The organism is Sphingomonas palmae (assembly GCF_900109565.1).
Lineage (GTDB): Bacteria > Pseudomonadota > Alphaproteobacteria > Sphingomonadales > Sphingomonadaceae > Sphingomonas > Sphingomonas palmae.
Map to the genome: position 1 here is coordinate 502,700 of NZ_FNZZ01000001.1, position 23,448 is coordinate 526,147.

The 23,448-nt window shown below is 67.0% G+C and carries 19 protein-coding genes; 3 read left to right on the forward strand and 16 right to left on the reverse strand.

Translation table 11 applies throughout. The annotated features are described in order from the left end of the window. Nucleotides 1-77 precede the first annotated feature (77 nt). On the forward strand, nucleotides 78-1,163 hold the full coding sequence (gene dinB, locus BMW51_RS02455) for a DNA polymerase IV (protein WP_093002968.1): 1,086 nt from the start codon (nucleotides 78-80) through the stop codon (nucleotides 1,161-1,163). A 20-nt stretch (nucleotides 1,164-1,183) separates the two neighbouring features. On the opposite strand, the gene glgX is transcribed toward dinB, so the two are convergent. From glgX to BMW51_RS02525, 15 genes are all read right to left on the reverse strand, one after another. Further along, entirely contained in the window at nucleotides 1,184-2,965 is a 1,782-nt protein-coding gene (gene glgX / locus BMW51_RS02460; RefSeq protein WP_093002970.1) for a glycogen debranching protein GlgX, read from the reverse strand. Then, entirely contained in the window at nucleotides 2,952-4,574 is a 1,623-nt protein-coding gene (locus tag BMW51_RS02465) for an alpha-D-glucose phosphate-specific phosphoglucomutase (protein ID WP_093002972.1), read from the reverse strand. The genes glgX and BMW51_RS02465 overlap by 14 nt, the downstream gene beginning before the upstream one ends. After that, nucleotides 4,571-6,019: a glycogen synthase GlgA gene (gene glgA, locus BMW51_RS02470; RefSeq protein ID WP_093002974.1), complete on the reverse strand. Its 1,449-nt coding sequence runs from the start codon at nucleotides 6,017-6,019 to the stop codon at nucleotides 4,571-4,573. Before glgA ends, BMW51_RS02465 begins: the two co-directional genes overlap by 4 nt. Before the next feature lie 5 nt (nucleotides 6,020-6,024). Then, complete coding sequence (glgC, locus tag BMW51_RS02475; protein WP_093002976.1) at nucleotides 6,025-7,293, reverse strand: glucose-1-phosphate adenylyltransferase; 1,269 nt, start codon at nucleotides 7,291-7,293, stop codon at nucleotides 6,025-6,027. Between the two features lie 32 nt (nucleotides 7,294-7,325). After that, on the reverse strand, nucleotides 7,326-9,491 hold the full coding sequence (gene glgB / locus BMW51_RS02480) for a 1,4-alpha-glucan branching protein GlgB (protein ID WP_093003826.1): 2,166 nt from the start codon (nucleotides 9,489-9,491) through the stop codon (nucleotides 7,326-7,328). Continuing rightward, nucleotides 9,488-11,863: a glycogen/starch/alpha-glucan phosphorylase gene (locus tag BMW51_RS02485; protein ID WP_093003828.1), complete on the reverse strand. Its 2,376-nt coding sequence runs from the start codon at nucleotides 11,861-11,863 to the stop codon at nucleotides 9,488-9,490. The genes glgB and BMW51_RS02485 overlap by 4 nt, the downstream gene beginning before the upstream one ends. A gap of 165 nt (nucleotides 11,864-12,028) precedes the next feature. Continuing rightward, nucleotides 12,029-12,385, reverse strand: coding sequence for a HesB/IscA family protein (locus BMW51_RS02490; protein ID WP_093002978.1), 357 nt, complete (start codon nucleotides 12,383-12,385; stop codon nucleotides 12,029-12,031). A 10-nt stretch (nucleotides 12,386-12,395) separates the two neighbouring features. After that, a complete protein-coding gene (locus tag BMW51_RS02495) occupies nucleotides 12,396-12,860 on the reverse strand; it encodes an SUF system Fe-S cluster assembly protein (RefSeq protein WP_093002980.1) in 465 nt (154 codons plus the stop codon). Beyond that, nucleotides 12,857-14,068 carry a cysteine desulfurase gene (locus BMW51_RS02500; protein ID WP_093002982.1) on the reverse strand — a complete coding sequence of 404 codons (1,212 nt, stop codon included), beginning with the start codon at nucleotides 14,066-14,068 and terminating at the stop codon, nucleotides 12,857-12,859. The genes BMW51_RS02495 and BMW51_RS02500 overlap by 4 nt, the downstream gene beginning before the upstream one ends. Beyond that, on the reverse strand, nucleotides 14,065-14,199 hold the full coding sequence (locus BMW51_RS16315; RefSeq protein WP_281243227.1) for a hypothetical protein: 135 nt from the start codon (nucleotides 14,197-14,199) through the stop codon (nucleotides 14,065-14,067). Before BMW51_RS16315 ends, BMW51_RS02500 begins: the two co-directional genes overlap by 4 nt. A 2-nt stretch (nucleotides 14,200-14,201) precedes the next feature. After that, the gene (locus BMW51_RS02505; protein ID WP_093002984.1) at nucleotides 14,202-15,269 is read right to left on the reverse strand and encodes a SufD family Fe-S cluster assembly protein; all 1,068 of its coding nucleotides are present in this window, start codon (nucleotides 15,267-15,269) and stop codon (nucleotides 14,202-14,204) included. Then, nucleotides 15,266-16,009: a Fe-S cluster assembly ATPase SufC gene (sufC, locus tag BMW51_RS02510; protein ID WP_093002986.1), complete on the reverse strand. Its 744-nt coding sequence runs from the start codon at nucleotides 16,007-16,009 to the stop codon at nucleotides 15,266-15,268. The genes BMW51_RS02505 and sufC overlap by 4 nt, the downstream gene beginning before the upstream one ends. Then, nucleotides 16,003-16,359, reverse strand: coding sequence for a hypothetical protein (locus BMW51_RS02515; RefSeq protein WP_143051781.1), 357 nt, complete (start codon nucleotides 16,357-16,359; stop codon nucleotides 16,003-16,005). The genes sufC and BMW51_RS02515 overlap by 7 nt, the downstream gene beginning before the upstream one ends. Nucleotides 16,360-16,388: 29 nt before the next feature. Further along, nucleotides 16,389-17,873 carry a Fe-S cluster assembly protein SufB gene (gene sufB, locus BMW51_RS02520; RefSeq protein ID WP_093002990.1) on the reverse strand — a complete coding sequence of 495 codons (1,485 nt, stop codon included), beginning with the start codon at nucleotides 17,871-17,873 and terminating at the stop codon, nucleotides 16,389-16,391. Beyond that, nucleotides 17,873-18,328: an SUF system Fe-S cluster assembly regulator gene (locus BMW51_RS02525; RefSeq protein ID WP_093002992.1), complete on the reverse strand. Its 456-nt coding sequence runs from the start codon at nucleotides 18,326-18,328 to the stop codon at nucleotides 17,873-17,875. Before BMW51_RS02525 ends, sufB begins: the two co-directional genes overlap by 1 nt. Before the next feature lie 320 nt (nucleotides 18,329-18,648). On the opposite strand from BMW51_RS02525, the gene BMW51_RS02530 reads away from it, so the two are divergent. After that, nucleotides 18,649-19,677, forward strand: coding sequence for a quinone-dependent dihydroorotate dehydrogenase (locus BMW51_RS02530; RefSeq protein WP_093002994.1), 1,029 nt, complete (start codon nucleotides 18,649-18,651; stop codon nucleotides 19,675-19,677). Here BMW51_RS02530 and BMW51_RS02535 read toward each other — a convergent pair. After that, nucleotides 19,618-21,417: a gamma-glutamyltransferase family protein gene (locus tag BMW51_RS02535; protein ID WP_093002996.1), complete on the reverse strand. Its 1,800-nt coding sequence runs from the start codon at nucleotides 21,415-21,417 to the stop codon at nucleotides 19,618-19,620. The genes BMW51_RS02530 and BMW51_RS02535 overlap by 60 nt on opposite strands. 187 nt (nucleotides 21,418-21,604) lie before the next feature. Here BMW51_RS02535 and BMW51_RS02540 point away from each other — a divergent pair, with 187 nt between their 5' ends. Then, nucleotides 21,605-23,434: an AMP-dependent synthetase/ligase gene (locus tag BMW51_RS02540; RefSeq protein ID WP_093002998.1), complete on the forward strand. Its 1,830-nt coding sequence runs from the start codon at nucleotides 21,605-21,607 to the stop codon at nucleotides 23,432-23,434. The last annotated feature ends 14 nt before the right edge of the window (nucleotides 23,435-23,448 follow it).

Genomic DNA, 23,448 nt, shown 5'->3' on the forward strand with positions numbered 1-23,448 from the left:
CGACGAGCGAAAACTGTCCGAGCGACTGGCGAACGAAACGGGTACACGGAAGCGTCGCAGGCGATTATACTCGCTCGGTGACCGAGGCACCCGTCCGAAAGATCATCCACGTCGACATGGACGCCTTTTACGCGTCGGTGGAGCAGCGCGACGATCCGGCGCTGCGCGGCCGCCCGCTGGCGGTCGGCGGATCGAGCCTTCGCGGCGTCGTGGCGGCGGCGAGTTACGAGGCGCGCGTGTTCGGCGTCCGCTCAGCGATGCCATCGTCGGTAGCGCGGCGACGCTGCCCGGAACTGCTGTTCGTCAAACCACGGTTCGAGGTGTATGCCGCGGTCAGCCGGCAGATCCACGCCATCTTCGCCGACTACACCGCCGATATCGAGCCGCTGAGCCTGGATGAGGCCTATCTCGACGTGACAGTCGACCACCGCGAGCTCGGTTCGGCGAAGGCGATCGCGGAGGAAATTCGTGCGCGTATTAAGTCGGTAACGCGACTGACGGCTTCTGCCGGGGTCAGCTACAACAAGTTCATCGCGAAACTCGCGTCGGACCAGAACAAGCCGGACGGATTGTGCGTCATCCCGCCCGGCAAGGGCGCAGCCTTCGTCGCCAGCCTGCCGGTCAAGCGCTTCCACGGCGTCGGACCGGTCACTGCGGCGAAGATGTCGCGGCTCGGGATCGAGACGGGCGCCGACCTGCGCAATCAATCGATCGAGTTCCTGCGTGCGCAGTTCGGCAGCTACGCCGAATATCTTCACCGCGCCGCTCGCGGGATCGACGAGCGCCCCGTCCGCTCCAGCCGCGCGAGCAAATCGATCGGAGCGGAGCGCACATTCGAGCGCAATCTGTTCACCCCGGACGAGATCGATGCCGCGCTGGCGCACGTCGCCACCACGGCCTGGGCACGCGCGGAGCGAAAGCAGGCGCGCGGTCGTACGGTGACGCTCAAACTGCGCGACAGCAATTTCCACACCATCACCCGAGCGCGCTCGCTCGGCGAGCCGGTCGCCAGCGAGGCGGAGATGCTCGCGATCGGTCGTTTGCTGATTGCACCGGAACTGCCGGTCGCGGGGGGCATCCGATTGCTGGGATTGACGCTGTCCAGCATAGTCAGGGGTCACGAGCAGGTACAACCCGGATTGCCGCTGATCATGACGGAATAACCGTGCGGCCAGCTCAGCCCTTACTCGTTGCCGCCATATCGCGCGCCGCTGATCGACACCGATCGAGCCGAGCGATCGACGCGTACAACCAGGTCACCGACTTGCATTTCGAACCCGGCGCTTCCATCCCAATCGCCCTGCGTCATCTCGCCGCCGTCGAGCCACCGCCACACCGCATCATGCCGGATCGCGGGATCGAACAAGGCTGACGCGGTGCGGCGCTGATGCGCGAGCTCGGCGACAAAATCCTCCAATTGCCGGTCGCGACCACACCAATCGAGCCAGGTCAACGCATTGTCCTGCGCATAGGCATTGTTGTTGCCGGCCTGTGATCGGCCGAATTCGTCACCGGCAGTCAGCATGATCGTGCCGCGACTGGCAAACAGCGTCGCGAGCAGCGCACGCTGATCGGCGTGGCGCCGTTCGGTTACGGAGGCGTCGTCGCAGGCCCCTTCCGCACCGTTGTTCCATGACACTTCATGCGCGTGTCCGTCGCGATTGTTCTCGCCATTCGCGTGATTGTGCCGTTCGGCATGAGCAACCGTGTCGGCGAGCGTGAAGCCATCGTGCGCGGCAACGAAGTTGACGCTGCGGGTCGCGTGATCGCCGAAGATGTCGCTCGATCCGGCCAACCGCGTCGCGAGCGCGCCGTTGCTCCCGTCACCGCGCCAGAAGCGACGCACGTCGTCGCGGAAGCGGTCGTTCCACTCGAGCCAATCAGAGGGAAAGGCGCCGAGCTGATAGCCGCCCGGCCCAATGTCCCACGGCTCGGCGACCAGCACGCGGTCGGCGAGCAACGGATCGGCCGCGATCTCGGCGAAGATCGGGGCATCAGGGGAGAAACCTGGTCCGCGCGCCATGACCGTCGCCAAATCGAAGCGGAACCCATCGACGCCGCAGGCAGCGACGAAGTGACGCATGGTGGCGAGCGTCAGCTCGCGTACCGCCGCCTGGGCGAAATCCAGCGTGTTGCCGGTACCCGCGTCGTTAATCAGCGTGCCATCGGAGCCGCGCGCATAAGCCGCTTCGTCCAATCCACGCAGCGAGAGCGTCGGGCCGACTTCGTCGCTCTCGCCGGTATGATTGAACACCAGATCGAGGATCACGCCGATGCCGTGGGTGCGGAGCGCTGCGACGGTTTCTCGCAGTTCGGCCACGCCGCCGGGCGCGAAACGCGGGTCGAGCGCCATCGGCACGACCGGGTTATAACCCCACGCGTTCGCAAGGCCGTGCTGTCCCAAGTGGCGCTCATCGATCCAGGCGACGACCGGCATCAGCTCGACCGCGTCAACACCTAGCTTCGTCAGGTGCGCGATCACCGCCGGGTGCGCCAGCGCCGCGATCGTGCCGCGCTGATGCTCGGGCACATCGGGGTGACGCATCGTGAACCCGCGAACGTTGACCTCGTAGATCAGCCCGCCGTGGCGAAACACCGGCGGGGCGAACGCAGCCTCGGTCGAAGCGCTCACCACCGCCTTGGGCACCAGCGCAGCGGTGTCGACACCGCGTTCGGCAAGCCTCGGGTCATAGACGAAGGGCTGGTCTAGCGCCGTGGCGTATGGGTCGACCAGCAGCTTCGACACGTCGTGCGGCGGCTCGCCCTCGGCGCGGTAACCGTAGCGCGTATCCTCGCCCGCTCCCGGCACCTCAGTACGCCAGATGGCGCCGTCGCGGGACATCGCAATGCGTCGTTCCACCTCGCCATCGAACAGGCAGAGCCATACCGCACGCGCCTTCGGCGCACGAACGGCAAAGCTCGTCCCGTTCGGCCCGATCTTCGCGCCGAGCTCAGGTGACGACATCGGGCTCGCTACGGCCAGTGTGCCGGCGAATACCGGCGAGCTCGTCCGCGGCGGCGGCGATGTCGGCGAGCATCGCGCCGGTCTCCGCGTCTAGGTCGCCGCCTACGGGTTCGTAGCGTTCAAGGTAGACGCGCAGCGTAGCGCCGCTGGTGCCCGTGCCCGACAGTCGGAACACGACGCGGCTGCCGCCGTCGAACAGGATGCGGATACCCTGGTTCGTACTCACCGAGCAGTCGGTCGGATCGGTGTAGGCGAAATTGTCGGCCTCCGTGATCACCAGCGATCCGATCTTCTTGCCCGACAGCGAGGCGAGGTTGCTGCCAAGTTCCTGCATCAGCGTGTCGGCGGCGGCGCTGTCGACACCCTCATAGTCGTGACGCGCATAATAGTTGCGGCCGTACCGTCCCCAGTGATCGCGTGCGATCTGGTCGACGCTCTTGCCGGTGACCGCCATGATGTTGAGCCACAGCAGCACCGCCCACAGCCCGTCTTTCTCGCGCACGTGATCGCTGCCGGTGCCGGCACTTTCCTCGCCGCAGATCGTCGCGCGACCGGCATCGAGCAGATTGCCGAAGAACTTCCAGCCGGTCGGCGTCTCATACGCCGGAATGTTGAGGTCAGCTGCGACGCGATCAGCGGCGGCGCTGGTCGGCATCGAACGCGCGATACCCTTCAACCCGCCGGCATAACCGGGTGCCAGATGCGCGTTGGCGGCGAGCATCGCGAGGCTGTCCGACGGGGTCACGAAGCGGCCCCGCCCGATGATGAGGTTGCGGTCGCCGTCGCCGTCCGACGCCGCGCCGAAATCGGGTGCGTCGTCACCCATCATCGTGTCGTACAGCTCGCGCGCGTGGACGAGATTGGGGTCGGGGTGGTTGCCGTCGAAATCGGGCCGCGGCGTGCCATTGCGCACAGTGCAGGGCGCGAAGCCGAGCCGGCGTTCGAGGATCTCGGTCGCGTAGGGGCCGGTCACCGCGCTCATCGCGTCGAAGGCCATCGTCAGATTGGCCGCGCGGATGGCGTCAAAGTCGAACAATGTCTCCATCAGCGCGGCGTAATCGGCGACGGGGTCGACCACCTCGACCGTCATGCCGCCGACTTGCACCTCACCGAGCGCGTCGAGGTCGATGTCGGGCGTGTCCGCAGCGTACCAGGTGTCGATCGCCTTCGTACGCGCGTAGATCGCGTCGGTGATCGCCTCCGGCGCGGGGCCGCCGTTCGACACGTTGTACTTGATGCCAAAATCCTCTTCAGGCCCGCCGGGATTGTGGCTGGCGGAGAGGATCAGTCCGCCCAGAGCGCCGCGACGACGGATCAGATTGGACGCGGCAGGGGTCGAGAGGATTCCACCCTGCCCCACCACGACGCGCGCGAACGTCGCCGCCGCCGCCATGCGGATCGCGACCTGAATGACCTCGCGGTTCAGAAAGCGGCCATCGCCGCCGATTACCAGCGTAGCGCCGGCACGCTCGCGCTCGATCACGTCGAAGACCGACTGGATGAAGTTCTCAGCGTAGTCCGGCTGTTGGAAAACACGCACCTTCTTGCGCAGGCCGGAGGTGCCGGGCTTCTGGTCCGGGTAGGGAGTCGTCTTGACGGCACGGATCATTGGTCGAGAAGTCCCCGATAGAGTTGGGCATAGCGAAACCCGCTACGATCCCAGGAAAAGTCGCTGCGCATGCCGCGCTGCTGGATCGTCGTCCAGGTCTTGCGATCGGCGTAGAGGCGCACCGCGCGCGCGATCGCGGCGGTAAGCGCGTCGCGTGAGACGCCGGCGAACTGAATGCCCGTTGCCACGCCTGCCGCCAGCGCGGCCTCGTTCGCGTCGATGATCGTGTCGGCGAGCCCGCCCGTTCGCGCGACGACGGGCACACAGCCGTAGGCGAGGCCGTAGAGCTGGGTCAGGCCGCACGGTTCGAACCGCGACGGGATCAGGATCGCGTCGGTACCGCCTTGCAGCAGGTGCGAGACCGGTTCGTCATAGCCGATCATGACGCCGACGCGACCGGGATGACGGTCTGCGGCGAGCCGGAATGCATCCTCCAGCGCCGGGTCGCCCGAGCCGAGCAGCGCGAGCCGCCCGCCCATCGCGACCAGATCGTCGACGCACTCACCGAGCACGTCCATGCCCTTCTGCCACGTCAATCGGCTGACGACGGTGAAGATCGGACCATCGCCTTGTTCGAGCCCAAAGCGCGCCTCGATCTCGCGCTTGTTGGCGGCGCGTTTGCCAAGCGTCCGGTCGGTGTAGCGCGCGGGCAGCGCTGCATCAGTGGCGGGGTTCCAGATCGCAGGGTCGATGCCGTTGACGATACCCGACACGCGATCGCGACGCGCGGCGACAAGCCCCTCCAGCCCCATCCCGAACTCTGGCGAGAGGATTTCCTGCGCGTAGGATGGGCTGACCGTGGTGATCGCGTCCGCGGCCTGCATACCGCCTTTCAGATAGCCGACGCCGCCGTAGAACTCGATGCCGTCGACGGTGAACAGATCGTCCGGCAATGCCAGCCACGGCAAGATGCCGGGATCGAACCAGCCCTGGAACGCGATGTTATGGATGGTGATGACCGATCGCGCGGCGCGCTCGCCCGCGGGTGCGTGTCGCAGATAGACGGGAGCGAGTGCTGCCTGCCAGTCGTGCGCGTGGACGACGTCGTAGCCGCGTCCCTTGACGCCACTCGAGCCAAGGTCGGCCGCCGCGCGCGCGAGTGCGGCGAAGCGACGCCAATTGTCGTGCCAGTCCTTCCCGCCCGGATCGGTGTAGAGGTTGCCATCCCGCGCGAACAAATCGGGCGCATCGAGCACAAGCAGCGGGTGCCCCTCGATGTCTCCCGCGAGCAACCGCGCCGGCGTGCCGAGCAGCGCGGGCCAGCGATGCACCGCGCGCGTCTTGCCCAGCGTCGCCGTGACCGCGGGATAGCCGGGGATCAGCGTGGTCACCTCGACACCGTACGAAGCGAGCGCAGCCGGCAGCGCACCGACCACGTCGGCGAGCCCACCGGTCTTAACCAGCGGATAGGCCTCGGATGCGACGGAGAGAACGCGGATCGTCACGTGCTTCAGCCCAGCCGATCGATCATCGGCTGCGTGATGAGGCAGATGCCCTTGTCGGTGCGGCGAAAGCGGTGCGCATCGGCAACCGGGTCTTCGCCCACCACCAGCCCGTCGGGGATGTGAACACCGCGATCGATCACCACGCGGCTCAATCGCGCACCGCGCCCGATGTGAGTGTACGGCAGCACCACCGCTTCATCGAGGCAGGAATAGCTGTGCGCACGCACGCCAGTCGACAGCAGCGAGCGATGGATCGTCGAACCCGACACGATGCAATCGCCCGCGATCAGGCTCGACACCGCCGAGCCGCGCCGCCCGTCGTGATCGTGGACGAACTTCGCCGGCGGCGTGATCTCCGAATAGGTCCACAGCGGCCAGCTGCGATCGTAGAGGTCGAGCTGCGGCACGACATCGGTCAGATCGATGTTCGCTTCCCAGTAAGCATCGACGGTGCCGACGTCGCGCCAATAGGCGGCGGGCTCCTCCGCAGTGCGGACGCAGCTGTCACCGAACCTGTGCGCCTGTGCGTGGCCGTGCTTTACCAGATAGGGTATCAGGTCCTTGCCAAAGTCGCGGCTTGAACCTGGGGTATCCGCATCGCGGCGCAGCTCGTCGATCAGCAGACGCGTGGAGAAGACGTAGATACCCAGACTGGCGAGCGCAACGTCGGGCTGGCCGGGGATCGCCGGCGGGTCGGCGGGCTTTTCGACGAAGTCGACGATGCGGTCGTCGGCGTCGACGTGCATAACCCCGAAGCCCACCGCCTCCATTCGCGGCACCTCCATGCAGGCGACGGTTACGTCGGCGCCGCTGTTGCAATGCTGCTGGAGCATTACCTCATAATCCATCTTGTAGATGTGGTCGCCCGCCAGGATGACCATGAACTCGGGCGCGTAGCTCTCAATGATGTCGATGTTCTGGTACACCGCGTCAGCGGTGCCCTCGTACCATTGGAATTCGCTGACACGCTGCGACGCGGGCAGAATGTCGAAACTCTCGTTGCGTTCGGGGCGCAGGAAGTTCCAGCCGCGTTGCAGGTGGCGGATCAGGCTGTGCGCCTTGTACTGCGTCGCGACGCCGATGCGGCGGATGCCGGAATTGATCGCGTTTGACAGCGCGAAGTCGATGATCCTGCTCTTGCCGCCGAAATAGACTGCCGGCTTGGCACGGGTGTCGGTCAGTTCCGCCAGGCGACTGCCGCGTCCGCCCGCCAGCACATAGGCCATCGCGTCTCGCGCCAGCGGGTGGCTGCGTCGTGGATCGTGCTGCGTCATCCCGTTCCTCCCCTTCGCGTCGCGGTACGCGCTTATCCTACCTGTTCGAGCATGATCGTCGCGAGCGGTGGCAGCGTGACCTGCGCGATGCCGTCCTTCGCCACCACCCCGCCCAGATTACCGAGCCCTGACCCCCAGTAATCATGCGCGTCGGAGTTCAGGATTTCGCGCCACCGCCCATCGTTCGGCAATGGCACCGGGTACGGCATTCGCGCGACCGGCGTCATGTTGGCGATCACCGCGATCGTCGGCGCGCCCGGCGCCTTGCGCAACCAGACGAAGACCGAGTTCTCCGCGTCGTCGGCAACCGCCCACTCGAACCCCTCGGCCTCGCAGTCGCGCGCGTGCAGCGCAGGCTTCTCGCGATACAGGCGGTTCAGGTCGCGCACCAGCTTGCGCACGCCGTCGTGCGCCGATGATTTGAGCAGGTGCCAGTCGAGCGCGCGCTCCTCGCTCCACTCACGACGCTGCGCGAACTCCTGCCCCATGAACAGCAGCTTCTTGCCGGGATAGCCCCACATCATCGCGTAATAGGCGCGCAGATTGGCGAACTGCTGCCAGTCGTCGCCCGACATCTTGGTCAGCAGCGATCCCTTGCCGTGGACCACTTCGTCGTGGCTGAGCGGCAGAACGAAATTCTCGCTGAACGCGTACATCAGCCCGAAGGTGAGCCCGTCGTGATGGTGCTTCCGGTGCACGGGCTCGCGCGCCATGTACTGCAGCGTGTCGTGCATCCAGCCCATGTTCCACTTGAACCCGAACCCCAGGTTCTCGCGCGCGCCCTCTGCGTAAGCGGGCTGGCTGACGCCGCGCCACGAGGTCGATTCCTCCGCGACCGTGAACACGCCGGGGTGCTCGGCGTAGACCGCGCGGTTGACGCCGCGCAGGAACTCGACCGCTTCCCAATTCTCCCGCCCGCCGGACTGGTTGGGCACCCACTCGCCCGACTTGCGGCTGTAGTCGCGGTAGAGCATCGAGGCTACCGCATCGACGCGCAAGCCGTCGACATGGTAGCGCTCGGCCCAGAACAGTGCGTTGTTGGTCAGGAACGACGCGACCTCGCGCCGACCGTAATTGTAGATCGCGGTGTTCCAGTCGGGGTGGAAGCCGAGCCGCGGGTCCTCGTGCTCGTAGAGCGCGGTGCCATCGAAGCGTGCGAGGCCGTGCGCGTCGATCGGGAAATGCGCGGGCACCCAGTCGAGGATGACGCCGAGCCCGGCGCGGTGCGCGCCGTCGACGAAGCGCGCGAATCCTTCGTGATCGCCGAACCGCGCGGACGGCGCGTAGAGCCCGGTCGCCTGATACCCCCAACTGGGATCATAGGGATATTCGCTGATCGGCATGAACTCGATGTGGGTGAACCCGATCGACACGACGTAGGGGATCAGCCGGTCGGCGAGCGCGTCCCACGTCAGGAACCAGCCGTGCTCGTCACGCTCCCACGATCCGGCATGGACCTCGTAGATGCTGATCGGCACGCGGCGCGCGTCGACCTTGCCCCATGCCTCGCGGTGCGCATCGTCGCCCCAGATGTGCGTCGGGGCGGCGGTGGTGATGGAGGCGGTCGCGGGGCGTAATTCGGCAGCGAAGGCGAACGGGTCGGCCTTGAGCGGTTGCGTCAGGCCGTCGGGGCCGACGATCTCGTACTTGTAGGCGCGGCCGGCGCCGAGGTCGGGCACGAAGATCTCCCACACGCCCGCGTCGCCGCGACGGCGCATGGTATGGCGCGCGCCGTTCCAGTTGTTGAAGTCGCCGACGACGCTGACGCGCTGGGCGTTGGGTGCCCAGACGGCGAAATGAATGCCGCTCACCCCCTCGTGCTCGATCTCGTGCGCGCCGAGTTTGTCGTAGAGCCGCATGTGCGTGCCCTCGACCATGAGCAGGTCGTCGACGGGGCCGAGCACGGGGCCGAAGCTGTAGGGGTCGCCGACCCACCAGTCGCCGCCCGCCCCGCTCGCGCGGTAGCGCAGCGGCTGCGGGTCACCCGCGATCACCCCCTCGAACAGCCCGCGATCATCGACGCGCGCCAGCCCGCCGAGCGGCTCGCCCGCGAGCGAATATGCAATGACGCGGTCGGCGCCGGGTATCCAGGTGCGCGCGAACGTGCCCTCCGGCCCCGTGTGCGGGCCGAGCAGCGAGAAGGGATCGTCGTGCCGCCCATCGAGCAGCGCGGCGATCGCCTCGCTAGGCGGCGTCACATCACGCCCCATATGTCGCGCGCGTATTCGGCGATGGTACGATCGGACGAGAACCAACCCATGTTCGCGACGTTCAGCACGGCCGAGCGACCCCAGGCGTCGCGGTCGCGCCAACGCGCGTCGACGTCGCGCTGCGCGGCGGCGTAGGCGTCGAAATCGCCCGCAACCATGAACCAGTCGTGGTCGTACAAACCCTGCATCAGGTCGCGGTAGCGGTAGGGGTCGTCGGGCGAGAATACGCCGGAGCTGATCGCGTTAATCGCCTGCGACAGCTCGCGCGACCCCTCGATCACGGCCCTCGGATCGTAGCCGCCGCTCCGCTTGGCCGCGACCTCGTCGGCGGTCATGCCGAAGATGACGATGTTGTCCGCGCCGACATGATCCCTGATCTCGACATTGGCACCGTCGAGCGTCCCGATCGTCAGCGCGCCGTTCAGCGCGAACTTCATGTTGCCTGTACCAGACGCTTCCATGCCGGCGGTCGAGATTTGCTCGGATAGGTCGGCCGCGGGCACCATCTTCTCGGCCAGGCTGACGTTGTAGTTTGGCACGAACGCGACCTTGAGCAGGTCGCCGATCGCGGGGTCGGCATTGATGCGGCGAGCGACGTCGTTGGCGAGTTTGATGACCAGCTTGGCGTTGTAATAGCTCGACGCCGCCTTGCCCGCGAACAGCTTGACCCGCGGGGTCCAGTCGCGATCGGGGTGCGAGCGGATTTGGTCGTAGAGCGCGACCGTCTCGATCAGGTTGAGCAACTGGCGCTTGTACTCATGGATGCGCTTAATCTGCACGTCGAAGATCGCATTGGGATCGAGCCTGAGCCCCATTTCGGCGCGCAAATGCTCGGCGAGCGCGACCTTGTTGGATCGCTTCACCGCGGCGAAGCGATCGCGAAAGCCGGCGTCGTCGGCCAGCGGCGCGAGCTCGGACAGCGCAGTCGCGTCGTCGAGAAAGCGGTCACCTACGCCCTCGCGGATCAGCGCGGCGAGCGCAGGATTGCACTCCTGCAGCCACCGTCTGGGCGTAATACCGTTGGTCTTGTTGTTGATCCGCGTCGGATAGAGCCGATGCAGATCGGCGAACACCGTCTGCTTCATCAGATCGGTGTGGAGCGCAGCGACGCCGTTGACGCTGTGCGAGCCGGCGAAGGCGAGATTGGCCATCCGGACGCGCCGCTCGCCCCCTTCGTCAATCAGACTGATCGCCGCGATGGCGCGGTCGTCGATGCCATTGGTGGCGCGCGCCTCGCGCAGCAGCTTCGCGTTGATCGCGTAGACGAGCTGCATGTGCCGCGGCAGCATCCGCTCGAACAGCGGCAGCGGCCAGCTCTCTAGCGCCTCGGGCAGCAGCGTGTGGTTGGTATAGCCGAAGGTGGCGCGGGTAATCTCCCACGCCTCGTCGAAGCCGAGCTCGTGATGGTCGATCAGCAGCCGCATCAATTCGGCGACCGACACCGCGGGGTGCGTATCGTTGAGCTGGATTGCGGCCTTGTCGGGCAGCGTGCGGACGTCGCCGAAATACTGCACGTGACGTCGAACGATGTCCTGGATCGAGGCGGAGGAGAAGAAATACTCCTGCCTGAGCCTCAACTCTTGTCCCGCTGCCGTGCTGTCGTTCGGATAGAGCACGCGGGTCAGCGTCTCGGCGCGCAGCTGGTCGGCGAGCGCACCCTGGAAGTCGCCGGCGTTGAACGCGTCCAGCTTGATCGGATCGAAGGCGCGGGCAGTCCAGAGGCGGAGCGTGTTGACGCGGCGACCGCGCCAGCCGACCATCGGCGTATCTACCGCAACCGCCTCGACCGCTTCCGCCGGGTGCCAGTGGACCGCACCCTGTTCATTGCCGGTCACCTCGCCGCCGAAGCCGATGAAATAGGCGCTCTCGCGCCGCTCGAACTCCCACGGATTACCGTTGGCGAGCCAGGTTTCGGGCAGCTCCATCTGCCAGCCGTTGTCGATCCGCTGGCGGAACATGCCGTTGACGTAGCGGATGCCGTAGCCGTAGCCGGGCAGATCGAGCGACGCCATGCTCTCCATGAAGCAGGCGGCGAGCCGGCCGAGACCGCCGTTGCCGAGCGCGGCATCGGGCTCTATCTCCTCCAGCTCGGCGAGCATCACGCCCAATTCTGATAAGGCGTCGGCGACCTCATCGGTCTTGAGCAGGTTGGAAAGCGTGTCGCGCAGCAATCGACCGATCAGAAACTCGAGGCTGAGATAGTAAACCCGCTTGGCGCCCGCGGCATGTGCGGCCCGGGTCGAAACCATCCAGCGCTCGATGATCTCGTTGCGCACGGTCAGGATGGTGGCAGCCAGCCAATCGTGCGGACGTGCGGCGTGCTCATCCTTGCCGATCCGGTGGACGAGCGTGTCGAAGATCGCGCCGGCGAGCGGTCCACGCTCCGACGTTGGTGACGCGGCGACGACGGTTGGAGCGTTCAAGCAGGACCCCCGGTTAATGCTTGAGACAGGATTAGGAGCGTCAACGCCCCTTTGTCACGTCCGGTCGCATCAACCGTCAAGGAAATTACAGGAGCGTACCGATCACACGGTAAAGCTCTCGCCGCACCCACACGCGCCCTTGGCGTTCGGATTGTTGAACACGAACCCGGCGGTGAAATCATCCTCCACCCAGTCCATCGTCGAGCCGATCAGATACAGGATCGAGCCACCATCGACCCAGAGCGTGCCGCCAGGCGTCTCGATCTGCTCGTCGAATGGCTTCGCCTCTGTGATGTAATCGACCGAGTAAGCGAGACCCGAGCAGCCGCGGCGCGGGGTCGACAGCTTGACCCCGATCGCGTCCGCGGGCGCGCGCGCCATCAGCGCCCCGATCCGTCCCTCGGCGGTCGGGGTGAGGTTCAGCGCGGCAGGGCGAACGCGTGTCTTGATGTCGGTCATCGCGCGATCCTCACAACATGCCGAGTTCGAGCTTGGCGTCGTCCGACATCTTCTGCGGATCCCACGGCGGGTCCCAGACGAGGTTCACGTCGGCGAAGGCGATGCCGGGCACCGCCGCCACGCGCATCTCGACCTCGGCCGGCATCGACTCGGCGACGGGGCAATGCGGGGTGGTCAGCGTCATCGTGACGATCGCTTGGCCCTCGTCGGTCACCTCGACGCCGTAGATCAGGCCAAGATCGTAGATATTGACCGGGATCTCGGGATCGAAGATGTCCTTCAGCGCATCGATCACGCCTTCGTACAGCGCGCCGCCGGGTTCACCGGGCTTGTCGCCCGCGGGTTTCTGCTGGAGGAAGCCGGTCAAATAGTCGCGCTCGCGCGGCACCTCGGCAGCGTCCTCGACGCGCGCCCGCGGAGGAGCGGTCACCGCGGCGACTTCCTGTACCTCGATCTTGTCGGAGCCTTCGCTCATCCGAAAATCCTCTTCACCCGTTCCATGCCGGCGACCAACGCCTCGACGTCGCGCGGACCGTTGTAGACGCCGAAGCTGGCGCGCGCGGTCGCCTCGACACCCAGGCTCGCCATCAGCGGCTGCGCGCAGTGATGCCCGGCGCGGATCGCGACCCGGCTCTCATCCAAGATGGTGCCGATGTCGTGCGGATGCACCCCCTCCATCGCGAAGGAAACGATGCCGGCGGAGTCTGCTGGGCCAAATACGCGCACCGAGTTGAGGTGCGCCAGCGCCGTGCGCGTGTCAGCGACCAACGCCGCCTCGTGCGCGTGGATGCGCTCCAGCCCGATCGCGTCGACATAGTCGATCGCGGCATGAAGCCCCAATGCGCCGACGATGTGCGGCGTCCCCGCCTCGAAACGGGTCGGTGCGGGCGCGTAGGTCGAGCGCTCGAATGTCACACGGTCGATCATCGAGCCACCGCCCTGATACGGCGGCATCGCCTCCAGCAGCTCCGCCCTGCCCCACAGCACGCCGATACCGGTCGGGCCGTAGAGCTTGTGGCCCGAGAAGACGTAGAAGTCGCAGCCGATCGCCGCGACGTCGACCGCCATCCGCGGAACCGCCTGGCACCCGTCGATCAGGATCTTCGCGCCGACCGAGTGCGCGATCTCGGTCGCCTTAGTCGCGTCCAGTACCGAACCGAGCACATTGGAGACGTGCGCGAGCGCGACGAACTTGTGCGCAGGCGTGATCATCGCCGCCATCGCGTCGAGGTCGATGCGGTGATCCTCGGTCAGCGGAATCACGTCGATCGCGGCACCGGCGCGCTCGGCCGCGATCTGCCACGGCACGATGTTGCTGTGGTGTTCGAGCTGCGACAGCAGGATGCGGTCGCCTGCCTTCAACTGCTGCGCGATCCACGAGTGCGCGACGAGGTTGATCCCCTCGGTCGCGCCGCGGACGAAGACGATCTCGTCCGCCGAGCCGCCGATGAAGGAGGCAACTCGGTTGCGCGCTGCCTCATAGGCGAGCGTCATGTCGGCGCTGCGCTGATACACGCCGCGGTGAACGGTGGCGTAGGTCTCGCCGTAGCCGCGCGCGATCGCATCGATCACCGCCTGCGGCTTCTGCGACGTGGCGGCGGTGTCGAGATACGCCCAGCCGTCGGGTATCGCCGGGAAATCGGCAACGGTGTCGAGCGGGCGCTGGTCAAGGGTCGTGGTCATGCCGGCACCTGCTGGAAAGTCACAAAAGTCACACCCCTACGCATGTGCGCGCGCGCGACGACGTTCGGGTGCGCACCCACCTGCACCGCGTAGTCACCGACATCGGCGTAGGACAGGACGGGCACCGGCATCGTCACAGCGCGGCGTCGAGCCAGGCGTCGGCATCGCCCTCGAAAGCGGCACGCACCGTCTCGTTCCCGATCCGCTCAAGCACGTCGGCGACGAAGGCATGGGTCAGGATCGCCTGCGCGCGGCTGCGCGGGATGCCGCGGCTCTGCATGTAGAACAACGCGCGCTGATCGAGTTCGCCGACCGTCGCACCGTGCGCACACTTCACATCGTCGGCAAAGATCTCGAGCTCGGGCTTGAGATTCACGGTCGCCGTGCGGTGAAGCAGCAGACCGCGCAGGGACTGCTCGCCGTCGGTCTTCTGCGCGTGGCGCGCGACCTCGACCGCGGCGGCGAGGCTGGCACGGCTCCGGTAGGCCGCGACCGCACGCCACACCTGCCGCGATGAGCCATTGGGCTGCGCGTGGTTGACGCGAACGGCACATTCCTGCGCCTGGGTGTCGCTGGTGAGCAGCGCGCCGCCGTATTCGGCGAAGGCGCCCTCGCCCGTCAAGTTGAGCTGCGCGTCAATACGGCTGCCCTGCCCGCCCGCGCCGAGGAAGGTGGTGACGAGGCTCGCCGCCTCGCCGATGTCGGCTTCCTCGCGCAGCGACACGAAGCCGGCAGGCTGGAGCAGCCGCACGCTCCGCATCAGCCGCGCGCCGCGGCCGAGCGTCGTCCGCGTGTAGCGGTTGGCCCAGCCGGCGCCGACGAACGTTTCGACCACTTCGCCGACCGCGTCGTCGGCGAGCACGATCTCGGCGGCGAGATGATTCTCGGCGCCCGTCGCGACGTGGACGATCTGCACCGGGTCAGCGGCGGTGCGCGAGTCGAGCCGGAGCGACCAGCCGGCGCGCGCATGACGGCCGAGCGCGTGGTCGCTGCCCGCGACCTCGCCAAAAGTCACCGCGCCGAGCGTCGACGCAGCCTCGTCAAGCACGCCGTCGACGAACAGCAGCCGCGCACCGGGCAGGTCGAGGAACTCATGCTCGGTCCGCACCACCGGCGCCATCGCCGCGGCGGCGGATAGCGCCCCGAGATCGGCCCAGCGCCACGCCTCAGCGCGGGTCGAGGGAAGTTCGAGCACGCTCACGCGGCAACCTCGGCGTAGCCCTCACGTTCCAGCTGCTGGGCGAGCTCGGGCCCGCCCGTACGAGTGATGCGACCATCGGCGAGGACGTGGACGACGTCGGGCTTCACATAGTCGAGCAGCCGCTGATAGTGCGTGATCAGCAGCACCGACTTGTCGGGCTGCCGCATGATGCGGTTGATGCCGTCGCCGACGATGCGCAGCGCGTCGATGTCGAGGCCGCTGTCCGTCTCGTCGAGGATCGCGAACTTCGGGCTGATGATGCCCATCTGCACCATCTCGTTGCGCTTCTTCTCGCCGCCCGAGAAGCCGACGTTGACCGGCCGCTTGAGCATCTCGGCGTCCATCTCCAGCCGCGCGGCTTCCGCGCGCGCCAGTTTCAGGAACTCGGCGCCCGACAGCGGCTTCTCGTCGCGCTGGCCACGCTGCGCGTTCAGGCTCTCGCGCAGGAACTGGACGTTCGACACGCCTGGGATCTCGACCGGATACTGGAAGCCGAGGAACACGCCCGCGGCGGCGCGCTCGTGCGGCTCCATCTCGAGCAGGTCTTGGCCGTCGAAGGTAATCGAGCCTTCGGTCACTTCGTAGCCGGGGCGACCGCCGAGCACGTAGCCGAGCGTCGACTTGCCCGCGCCGTTCGGCCCCATGATCGCGTGTATCTCGCCCGCGTTGACGGTGAGCGACAGGCCCTTGAGGATCGGCTTGCCGTCGATCTCGGCGTGAAGGTTTTCAATCTTTAGCATCCGGGTTCTTCTCCCCGCGTGCGGCAGAACGATGCGTCCGCCGCCACGGCTTGTTCATGATGTACGACGACGAAGCGCAGCCGGTCGTCGGCGGCGGTCAGCGTGCGGTCGATCTCGGCGCGATCGGCGTCGGTCTTTGCGGCCTCGCGCGCGGCGCGGCGGGCATCGACCCTGACCGCGGTGCACGTCTGCAACAGCGAGGTGACCAGCCGCTCGCGCGCCGCGACCGCACCGGGCACAGTCTGCCCCGGCTTGGTCAGCGGATCGAACAGGCAGGCGAGATACGGCATCAACGGCTTGCCCGTCGCCATCGACAGCGAATGTTCGGGCATCGCCGGGATTGTCTGCATGCTCGCCGCGATAGCGAGCGCCGGGGCGATCATCCGACGCTCCCCTCAAGCGAGATCCCCAGCAGCTTCTGCGCCTCGACGGCGAATTCCATCGGAAGCTGTTGAAGCACCTCGCGCGCGAAGCCGTTGACGATCAGCGCGACCGCGGCTTCCTGGTCGAGCCCGCGGCTCATCGCGTAGAAGAGCTGGTCCTCGCTGATCTTCGACGTGGTCGCCTCGTGCTCGATCTGCGCCGAGGGGTTGCGCACCTCGATGTAAGGAATCGTGTGCGCACCACACTGGTCGCCGAGCAGCAGGCTGTCGCACTGCGTGAAGTTGCGTACGCCCTCGGCGGTCGGGGCAACGCGAACGAGCCCGCGATAGGTGTTGTCGCTGCGCCCGGCGCTGATCCCCTTCGACACGATGGTCGAGCGGCTGCCCCTGCCCAGATGGATCATCTTGGTGCCGGTGTCGGCCTGCTGACGGTTGTTGGTGACCGCGACCGAGTAGAATTCGCCGACGCTGTTCTCGCCTGCGAGCACGCACGACGGGTATTTCCACGTCACCGCCGAGCCGGTTTCGACCTGCGTCCACGATACCTTGCTGTTCTTGCCCTGGCAGAGCGCACGCTTGGTGACGAAATTGTAGATGCCGCCGACGCCGTTCTCGTCGCCCGGATACCAGTTCTGCACGGTCGAGTATTTGATCTCGGCATCATCCAGCGCGACCAGCTCGACCACCGCGGCGTGCAGCTGGTTCTCGTCGCGCATCGGGGCGGTGCAGCCCTCCAGGTACGAGACGTAGCTGCCCTTGTCAGCGACGATCAGCGTGCGCTCGAACTGACCGGTATTCTCCGCGTTGATGCGAAAATAGGTCGACAGCTCCATCGGGCAGCGGACGCCCTCGGGAATGTAGACGAACGTCCCGTCGGAGAAGACCGCGGAGTTGAGCGTCGCGAAGTAATTGTCGTGCTGCGGCACGACCTTGCCGAGCCACTTGCGGACCAGGTCGGGGTACTCGCGGATCGCCTCGGAGATCGAGCGGAAGATGACGCCGGCGGCCTCCAGTTCCTTGCGGAACGTGGTCGCGACCGACACCGAGTCGAACACCGCGTCGACCGCGACGCGGCGCTTGGGCTCGCCGTTCTCGTCACGTTCCTCGACGCCCGCCAGCATCTTCTGCTCGGCGATCGGGATGCCGAGCTTCTCGTAAACGCGCAGGATTTCAGGATCGACCTCGTCGAGGCTGCCCAGCTTCGGCTTCGCCTTCGGCTCGGCGTAATAATAGGCGTCCTGATAATCGATCGGCGGGATGTTGAGCTTCGACCAGTCGGGCGTCTCCATCTCGAGCCAGCGCGCATACGCCTTCAGCCGCCAATCGAGCATCCACTCGGGCTCATTCTTCTTGGCCGAGATGTAGCGGACGGTGTCCTCGCTCAGCCCCTTGGGCGCGAAGTCCTGCTCGATATCGGAGAAGAAGCCCCACTCGTACGTCTTGGATACGGCCGCATAGGCTTCGGCGTTCTTGGTGGCCATTATGCCAGCACCCTTGTCGGAGTTTCAGATGAAGCGGCCTGAGTGCCAGGTTGGACGGCAAGCTGCGCGAGCGTGACGCCCGCGAGCGCGCCGCGCACCGCTTCGTTGACCGCATTCCAGTGCGGCTTGACGCGGCAATTGCCGGAAAGATTGCAGTCGTGATCACCCGCATCGACGCAGGCGGTCATCACGATCGGCCCCTCGACCGCCTCGACCACGTCGGCAATCGTGATCGCCGACGGCGGCCGCGAGAGGCGAAACCCGCCACCGGTGCCGCGCACGCTGTCGATCAGGCCGGCAGCGGACAGGCGACTGACAAGCTTCTGCGCAGTCGGCAGCGGCACGCCGGTTTCCTCCGCCAGCATCGTCGCGTTCAAGCGCGCGACGCCGCCGCAATGACGCGCGGCCGCGGTGAGCAGCACGACGGCATAGTCGGTGAGCGATGACAGGCGCATGTTGCGAATAATTCTCAAATCGGATCAGATCGTTCCGATTGGCAGATGGCGTGCTCGGTCGCGGAAATCAAGCACGTGCTGCAGCGCGGAAAGGCCAATCAGGGCGATCGATCGCACGCGACACGAAAAAAGGCCCGACGGGAGCGTCGGGCCTGAGTGCAAGAGCTTCGCGGAACAAAGCCCTTCGGGTCGCACCCACCTTCGAGCACGTGATACAGTGAATGTATTGGAAAGAAGCACCAACGCCTAAACCGATCCTTACAAGTCCGCGAGCAAATCGAAATTTGCCCGTGCGTACGCGATCGGCGAAGGAGCACCTTATGCCCGACACCACGCGCCTGCTCCACCTGCTCGACCCCGAACGCGCGCATGTTGCCGCGGTGCGCCTGCTCGCCGGATGGGCGGCAACGGGTGCGCCGATGCGTCCGCGCGTGCCGAACCTGCCGGTGCGTGTCGCCGGGCTCGATTTTGCCAATCCGGTGGGGCTCGCCGCCGGGGTCGACAAGGACGCGCGCGCAATCCCCGGCTGGTTCGCGCTCGGCTTCGGCATGGTGGAGGTGGGAACGCTGACCCCGCTACCGCAGGCGGGCAATCCCAAGCCGCGGCTGTTCAGGCTGTCGGAGGACGGCGCGGTGATCAACCGCATGGGGTTCAACAACGGCGGTCAGGCCGCGGGCATCGCGCGAGCGGCCGCCGCGAAACGCACCGGTGTGCTGGGCATCAACGTCGGCGCGAACAAGGACGCGAGCGACCGGGTGGCGGACTACGTCACCGGGGTCACCGCCGCGGCGCGCGTGGCGGATTACGTCACGATCAACATCAGCTCGCCCAATACGCCGGGCCTGCGCGACCTGCAGGAAGGCACCGCGCTGCGCGACCTGCTCGCCGCCTGCCTTGGCGCCAAGGGCAAGACGCCGCTGTTCCTCAAGGTCGCGCCTGATCTGAGCCCCGCGCAGATCGACGACATCGCGCGCGCCGCGATCGACGGCGGGGTCGACGCGCTCATCATGGGAAACACGACGATCTCGCGCCCCGCACTCGCGTCACGGCACAAGGGTGAGACGGGCGGGCTGTCGGGGGCGCCGCTTCGCGAACTGGCGCGTGCGCGGCTGGTCGATTTTCGCCGCGCGACCGGCGGTGCGCTGCCGCTGATTGCCGCGGGCGGCATCGACACGGGTGCGGAAGCCTACGCGCGCATCCGCGCCGGGGCGAGCCTGGTGCAGGTCTATTCAGCGATGGTCTACGGCGGGCCGGGGCTGCCCGCATACATCCTGCGCGAGTTGGACGCGCTACTGCGCCGCGACGGCTTCGCGTGCGTCGCCGACGCGATCGGAGCGGATAACGGCTGACCTGATGCGCGGTGCAGGCACCGCCTCCACCACCACCTTCCCCTCGCGGCGGGGATCGTAACCCCCGTCGTAGCGTCCGCCCGGCCGCACGATCATCGCGTGCACACCCGAATCCTCGCCCTGCCCGGGTCGTACCGTGACGCCGCGCGCAGCAAGGCCGGCGAGCACTTGCGGCGCGAACTTGCTTACCTCGCCCTGAAACGCGTCGCCGCGCGCGACGAGGTTGGGCTGCGCGAGCGCCGCCTGCGTCGGCAAATTCCAGTCGATCGCGGCAACCAGCGACTTCGCGACATAGGCGAGGATCGCGTTGCCGCCGGCCGAACCGATCGCGCCGGCGAACCGGTTGTCGCGGTCGAGCATGACGAGCGGCGTCATCGACGAGCGCGGGCGCTTGCCCGGCGCGACCGCATTTACCGCCGCACGCCCGCTCGCATCTCGCGGGCTGAACGAGAAGTCGGTCATCTGATTGTTGAGGAAGAAGCCGTCGACCATCCGCCCCGACCCGAAGATCGATTCAACCGTCGTGGTGATCGAGACGACATTGCCTGCGCCGTCACCGACGATGAAGTGCGAGGTACCCGCGGGTTCGTGCGTCGCATCGGGACCGGCAGCGGTTGCGCCCGGCGGCGTGCCGGCGACGGGTGCCGGACCGGCGCGCGGGCCGATCAACCGCGCGCGCGCGTCGAGATAGGCTGGATCGATCATACCGGCGACCGGCACGCGCACGAACGCGGGATCGGCGACATAGCGGTCCCGATCGGCGTACATCAGCCGGCTCGCCTCAGCGAACAGGTACCAGGCTTGCGGATCGTTCGGGCCACGCTTCGCAATGTCGGTGCGCTGAAGCAGACCGAGCAGTTCGATCAGGCCGACCCCGCTCGCCGGCGGCGGCGCGGCACAGATGCGGTAGACGCGCCACGCACCGCACACCGGCGTGCGCGCGATCGGCTTGTAAGCGGCCAGGTCCGCTTCGCTCAGCGACCCCGGTATCGGTGCGGCATGGACACGGTCGACGATCCGCCGCGCGGTGTCGCCACGGTAGAGCGCGGCCGGACCCTGAGTCGCCAGGCGCGACAGGAACGCGGCATAAGCGGGATTGCGCAGCCGGTCGCCGGCCTGCACCAAGCCGCCACCCGGACGCGCAAAGTAACGCTGCACATCGGGAGCGGACAATTCGGCGTAACTGCCGCCCAGCATGCGCGCGAGCCGAGGTGACACGATGAAGCCGTCGCGCGCGGTGCGTTCAGCATCGTCGAACAGGCTGCTCCACGCGAGCGCGCCGTGCTGCCGCTGCGCCTGCGCCAGCATCGCGACCGCGCCGGGCACGCCGGTGGCGCGGCCCGACAGAACCGCACGTGCGAACGGAAGCGGCTGGCCGGTGGCTGGATCAAGGAACATGTCCGCGGTGGCACCCGCCGGCGCCACCTCGCGCCCGTCGTAGACGGTCACGTCGCGCTTGCCGGCGTCGTAATAGGTCATGAACGCGCCGCCGCCGATGCCCGAGCTCTGCGGCTCGACCAGCGACAGCATTGCCTGCACTGCCACCGCCGCATCGACCGCGCTTCCGCCGCGCCGCAGCACTGCCATGCCGGCGTCGACCGCCAGCGGGTTCGCGGCCACGACAAAGCCGGGCGCGCGCGGCGCTGTGGCGACGTCGCGCGCGACGCCGCTTCCCTGTGAAGGCAGCTGCGCGCAGGAAGCGAGCAGGAGGGTCGCGGCGGCGAGCAGACGAGAGCGCATGGGTCGGAGATAACGGGCACTTGTCCGTGCGTCCACGAGCGTGTGACTTCGCCCGGTCGAGTGTACCACCACTCACGACCGGTCCCGATCGCGGCGGCCATGCTGGCGCCGCGGCAACGTTTCGTCACGCTCCGACCCACCCCTTGCAGGCTGGCGCCGTCCCGCCCCTGCCCCTAGAGCAAGGCGAATGCGCGGAACATCGAAGACCGCGCACGGGAGGATCGTGGTGACGCGCAGGCTCGAGCATTTCCCCAATCTGGTCGCGATGTTCTTCACCCGCGCGGCGGAGAAAGGCGACGCGCCGTTCCTGTGGGCGAAGCGCGACGGTGCTTGGGCTTCGATCACCTGGCGCGACGCCGCGGAGAAGGTCGCGCGGCTCGCCGCCGCCCTGAACACGATCGGGGTCGAGCGCGGAGACCGCGTCATGCTGGTGAGCGAGAATCGCCCTGAATGGTGCCTATCCGATCTGGCGATCATGGCGGCGGGCGCGATCACGGTGCCGACCTACACGACGAACACAGAACGCGATCACACCCACATCATCGAGAATTCGGGCGCGAAGGCGGTGATCGTCTCGACCGACAAGCTCGCCAAGACGCTGATGCCCGCGATCCTGCGCTCGATTCAGCCGCAGATCCTGATCGGCATCGATCCCGTCCGGCTCGGCCAGACGCCGTTCGATGTCTACGACTGGCAGACGCTGATCGACACGCATCCCGCGAGCATCGACGACGTGCGCGCCCAGGCCGATTTCGCGCGGGCCGACCCTGCCTGCATCATCTATACCAGCGGCACGGGCGGCGCGCCGCGCGGGGTGGTGCAGCACCACGGCGCGATTCTGCACAACGTCAAGGGCTGCTGCGACGTGATTTCGGAGGACCTCGGCTGGGGCGACGAGGTATTCCTCTCGTTCCTGCCGCTCAGCCACGCGTACGAGCATACCGGCGGGCAGTTCGTCCCCATCGGGCTCGGCGGGCAGATCTATTATGCCGAGGGTATCGAGAAGCTCGCCGGCAACATGGAGGAAACCCGCCCCACGATCATGTTCGTCGTGCCGCGCCTGTTCGAGGTGCTGCGAACGCGCATTTCGAAAGCGATCGAGAAGCAGGGCGGTGTCTCGGCAAAGCTGCTCGCCGCCGCGCTCGACGTCGGGGCGAAGCGCTACGCGGGCAAGCTGCGGCTCGCCGATCGTCCAAAGGCGCTGCTCGTCGACACGCTGTTCAAGCCGAAGATCGCAAAAAAGTTCGGGGGCCGGATGAAGGCGATGATTTCGGGCGGTGCGCCGCTGACGCCCGAGGTCGGCATCTTTTTTCAATCGCTCGGCGTCACGTTCCTGCAGGGCTACGGCCAGACCGAGGCGGCGCCCGTCATCTCGTGCAACCGGCCGAGCGCGGGGGTGACGATGGACAGCGTCGGCCCGCCGCTCCCCGATACCGAGGTGCGGATCGCCGACGACGGCGAAATCCTGGTGCGCGGCGAACTCGTCATGCACGGCTATTGGCGCAACGATGCCGAGACCGCGCGCGTGCTCAAGGACGGCTGGCTCCACACCGGCGACATCGGCGAGATCGACGCGCAGGGCCGTATCAGGATCACCGATCGCAAGAAGGACCTGATCATCAACGACAAGGGCGACAATGTCGCGCCACAGAAGGTCGAGGGCATGCTGACGCTACAGCCCGAGATTGCGCAGGCCATGATCGCGGGCGACCGCAAGCCGCACATGGTCGCGGTGCTCGTGCCCGAAGCCGAATGGACCCAGGATTGGGCGCGCGCCAACGGTCAGGCGGGTAATTACAAGGCGCTGGCCGATCATCAGGATTACCGCGCCGCATTGCAAAAGGCGGTCGATCGCACCAACCGCGACCTGTCGGTGACCGAGCGCGTCCGCCGATGGATCGTCGCCGACGAGCCGTTCACGATCGAGAACGAGCAACTGACGCCGAGCCTGAAAATTCGCCGCCACGTGCTTCGCCAGATCTACGGCGATCGGCTGGAAGGGCTGTATCGCGGGTAGTCGCGGGCGATGCT

What these genes read in the sequence shown, in the direction of transcription:
- glgX (WP_093002970.1), bottom strand. Translation starts at nt 2,965, where the DNA reads ATGTCGTCACCTGAGCTCGGCGCGAAGATCGGGCCGAACGGGACGAGC.
- BMW51_RS02465 (WP_093002972.1), bottom strand. Translation starts at nt 4,574, where the DNA reads ATGATCCGTGCCGTCAAGACGACTCCCTACCCGGACCAGAAGCCCGGC.
- glgC (WP_093002976.1), bottom strand. Translation starts at nt 7,293, where the DNA reads ATGACGCAGCACGATCCACGACGCAGCCACCCGCTGGCGCGAGACGCG.
- BMW51_RS02490 (WP_093002978.1), bottom strand. Translation starts at nt 12,385, where the DNA reads ATGACCGACATCAAGACACGCGTTCGCCCTGCCGCGCTGAACCTCACC.
- BMW51_RS02495 (WP_093002980.1), bottom strand. Translation starts at nt 12,860, where the DNA reads ATGAGCGAAGGCTCCGACAAGATCGAGGTACAGGAAGTCGCCGCGGTG.
- BMW51_RS02500 (WP_093002982.1), bottom strand. Translation starts at nt 14,068, where the DNA reads ATGACCACGACCCTTGACCAGCGCCCGCTCGACACCGTTGCCGATTTC.
- BMW51_RS16315 (WP_281243227.1), bottom strand. Translation starts at nt 14,199, where the DNA reads ATGCCGGTGCCCGTCCTGTCCTACGCCGATGTCGGTGACTACGCGGTG.
- sufC (WP_093002986.1), bottom strand. Translation starts at nt 16,009, where the DNA reads ATGCTAAAGATTGAAAACCTTCACGCCGAGATCGACGGCAAGCCGATC.
- BMW51_RS02515 (WP_143051781.1), bottom strand. Translation starts at nt 16,359, where the DNA reads ATGCAGACAATCCCGGCGATGCCCGAACATTCGCTGTCGATGGCGACG.
- sufB (WP_093002990.1), bottom strand. Translation starts at nt 17,873, where the DNA reads ATGGCCACCAAGAACGCCGAAGCCTATGCGGCCGTATCCAAGACGTAC.
- BMW51_RS02525 (WP_093002992.1), bottom strand. Translation starts at nt 18,328, where the DNA reads ATGCGCCTGTCATCGCTCACCGACTATGCCGTCGTGCTGCTCACCGCG.
- BMW51_RS02530 (WP_093002994.1), top strand. Translation starts at nt 18,649, where the DNA reads ATGCCCGACACCACGCGCCTGCTCCACCTGCTCGACCCCGAACGCGCG.
- BMW51_RS02535 (WP_093002996.1), bottom strand. Translation starts at nt 21,417, where the DNA reads ATGCGCTCTCGTCTGCTCGCCGCCGCGACCCTCCTGCTCGCTTCCTGC.
- BMW51_RS02540 (WP_093002998.1), top strand. Translation starts at nt 21,605, where the DNA reads ATGCGCGGAACATCGAAGACCGCGCACGGGAGGATCGTGGTGACGCGC.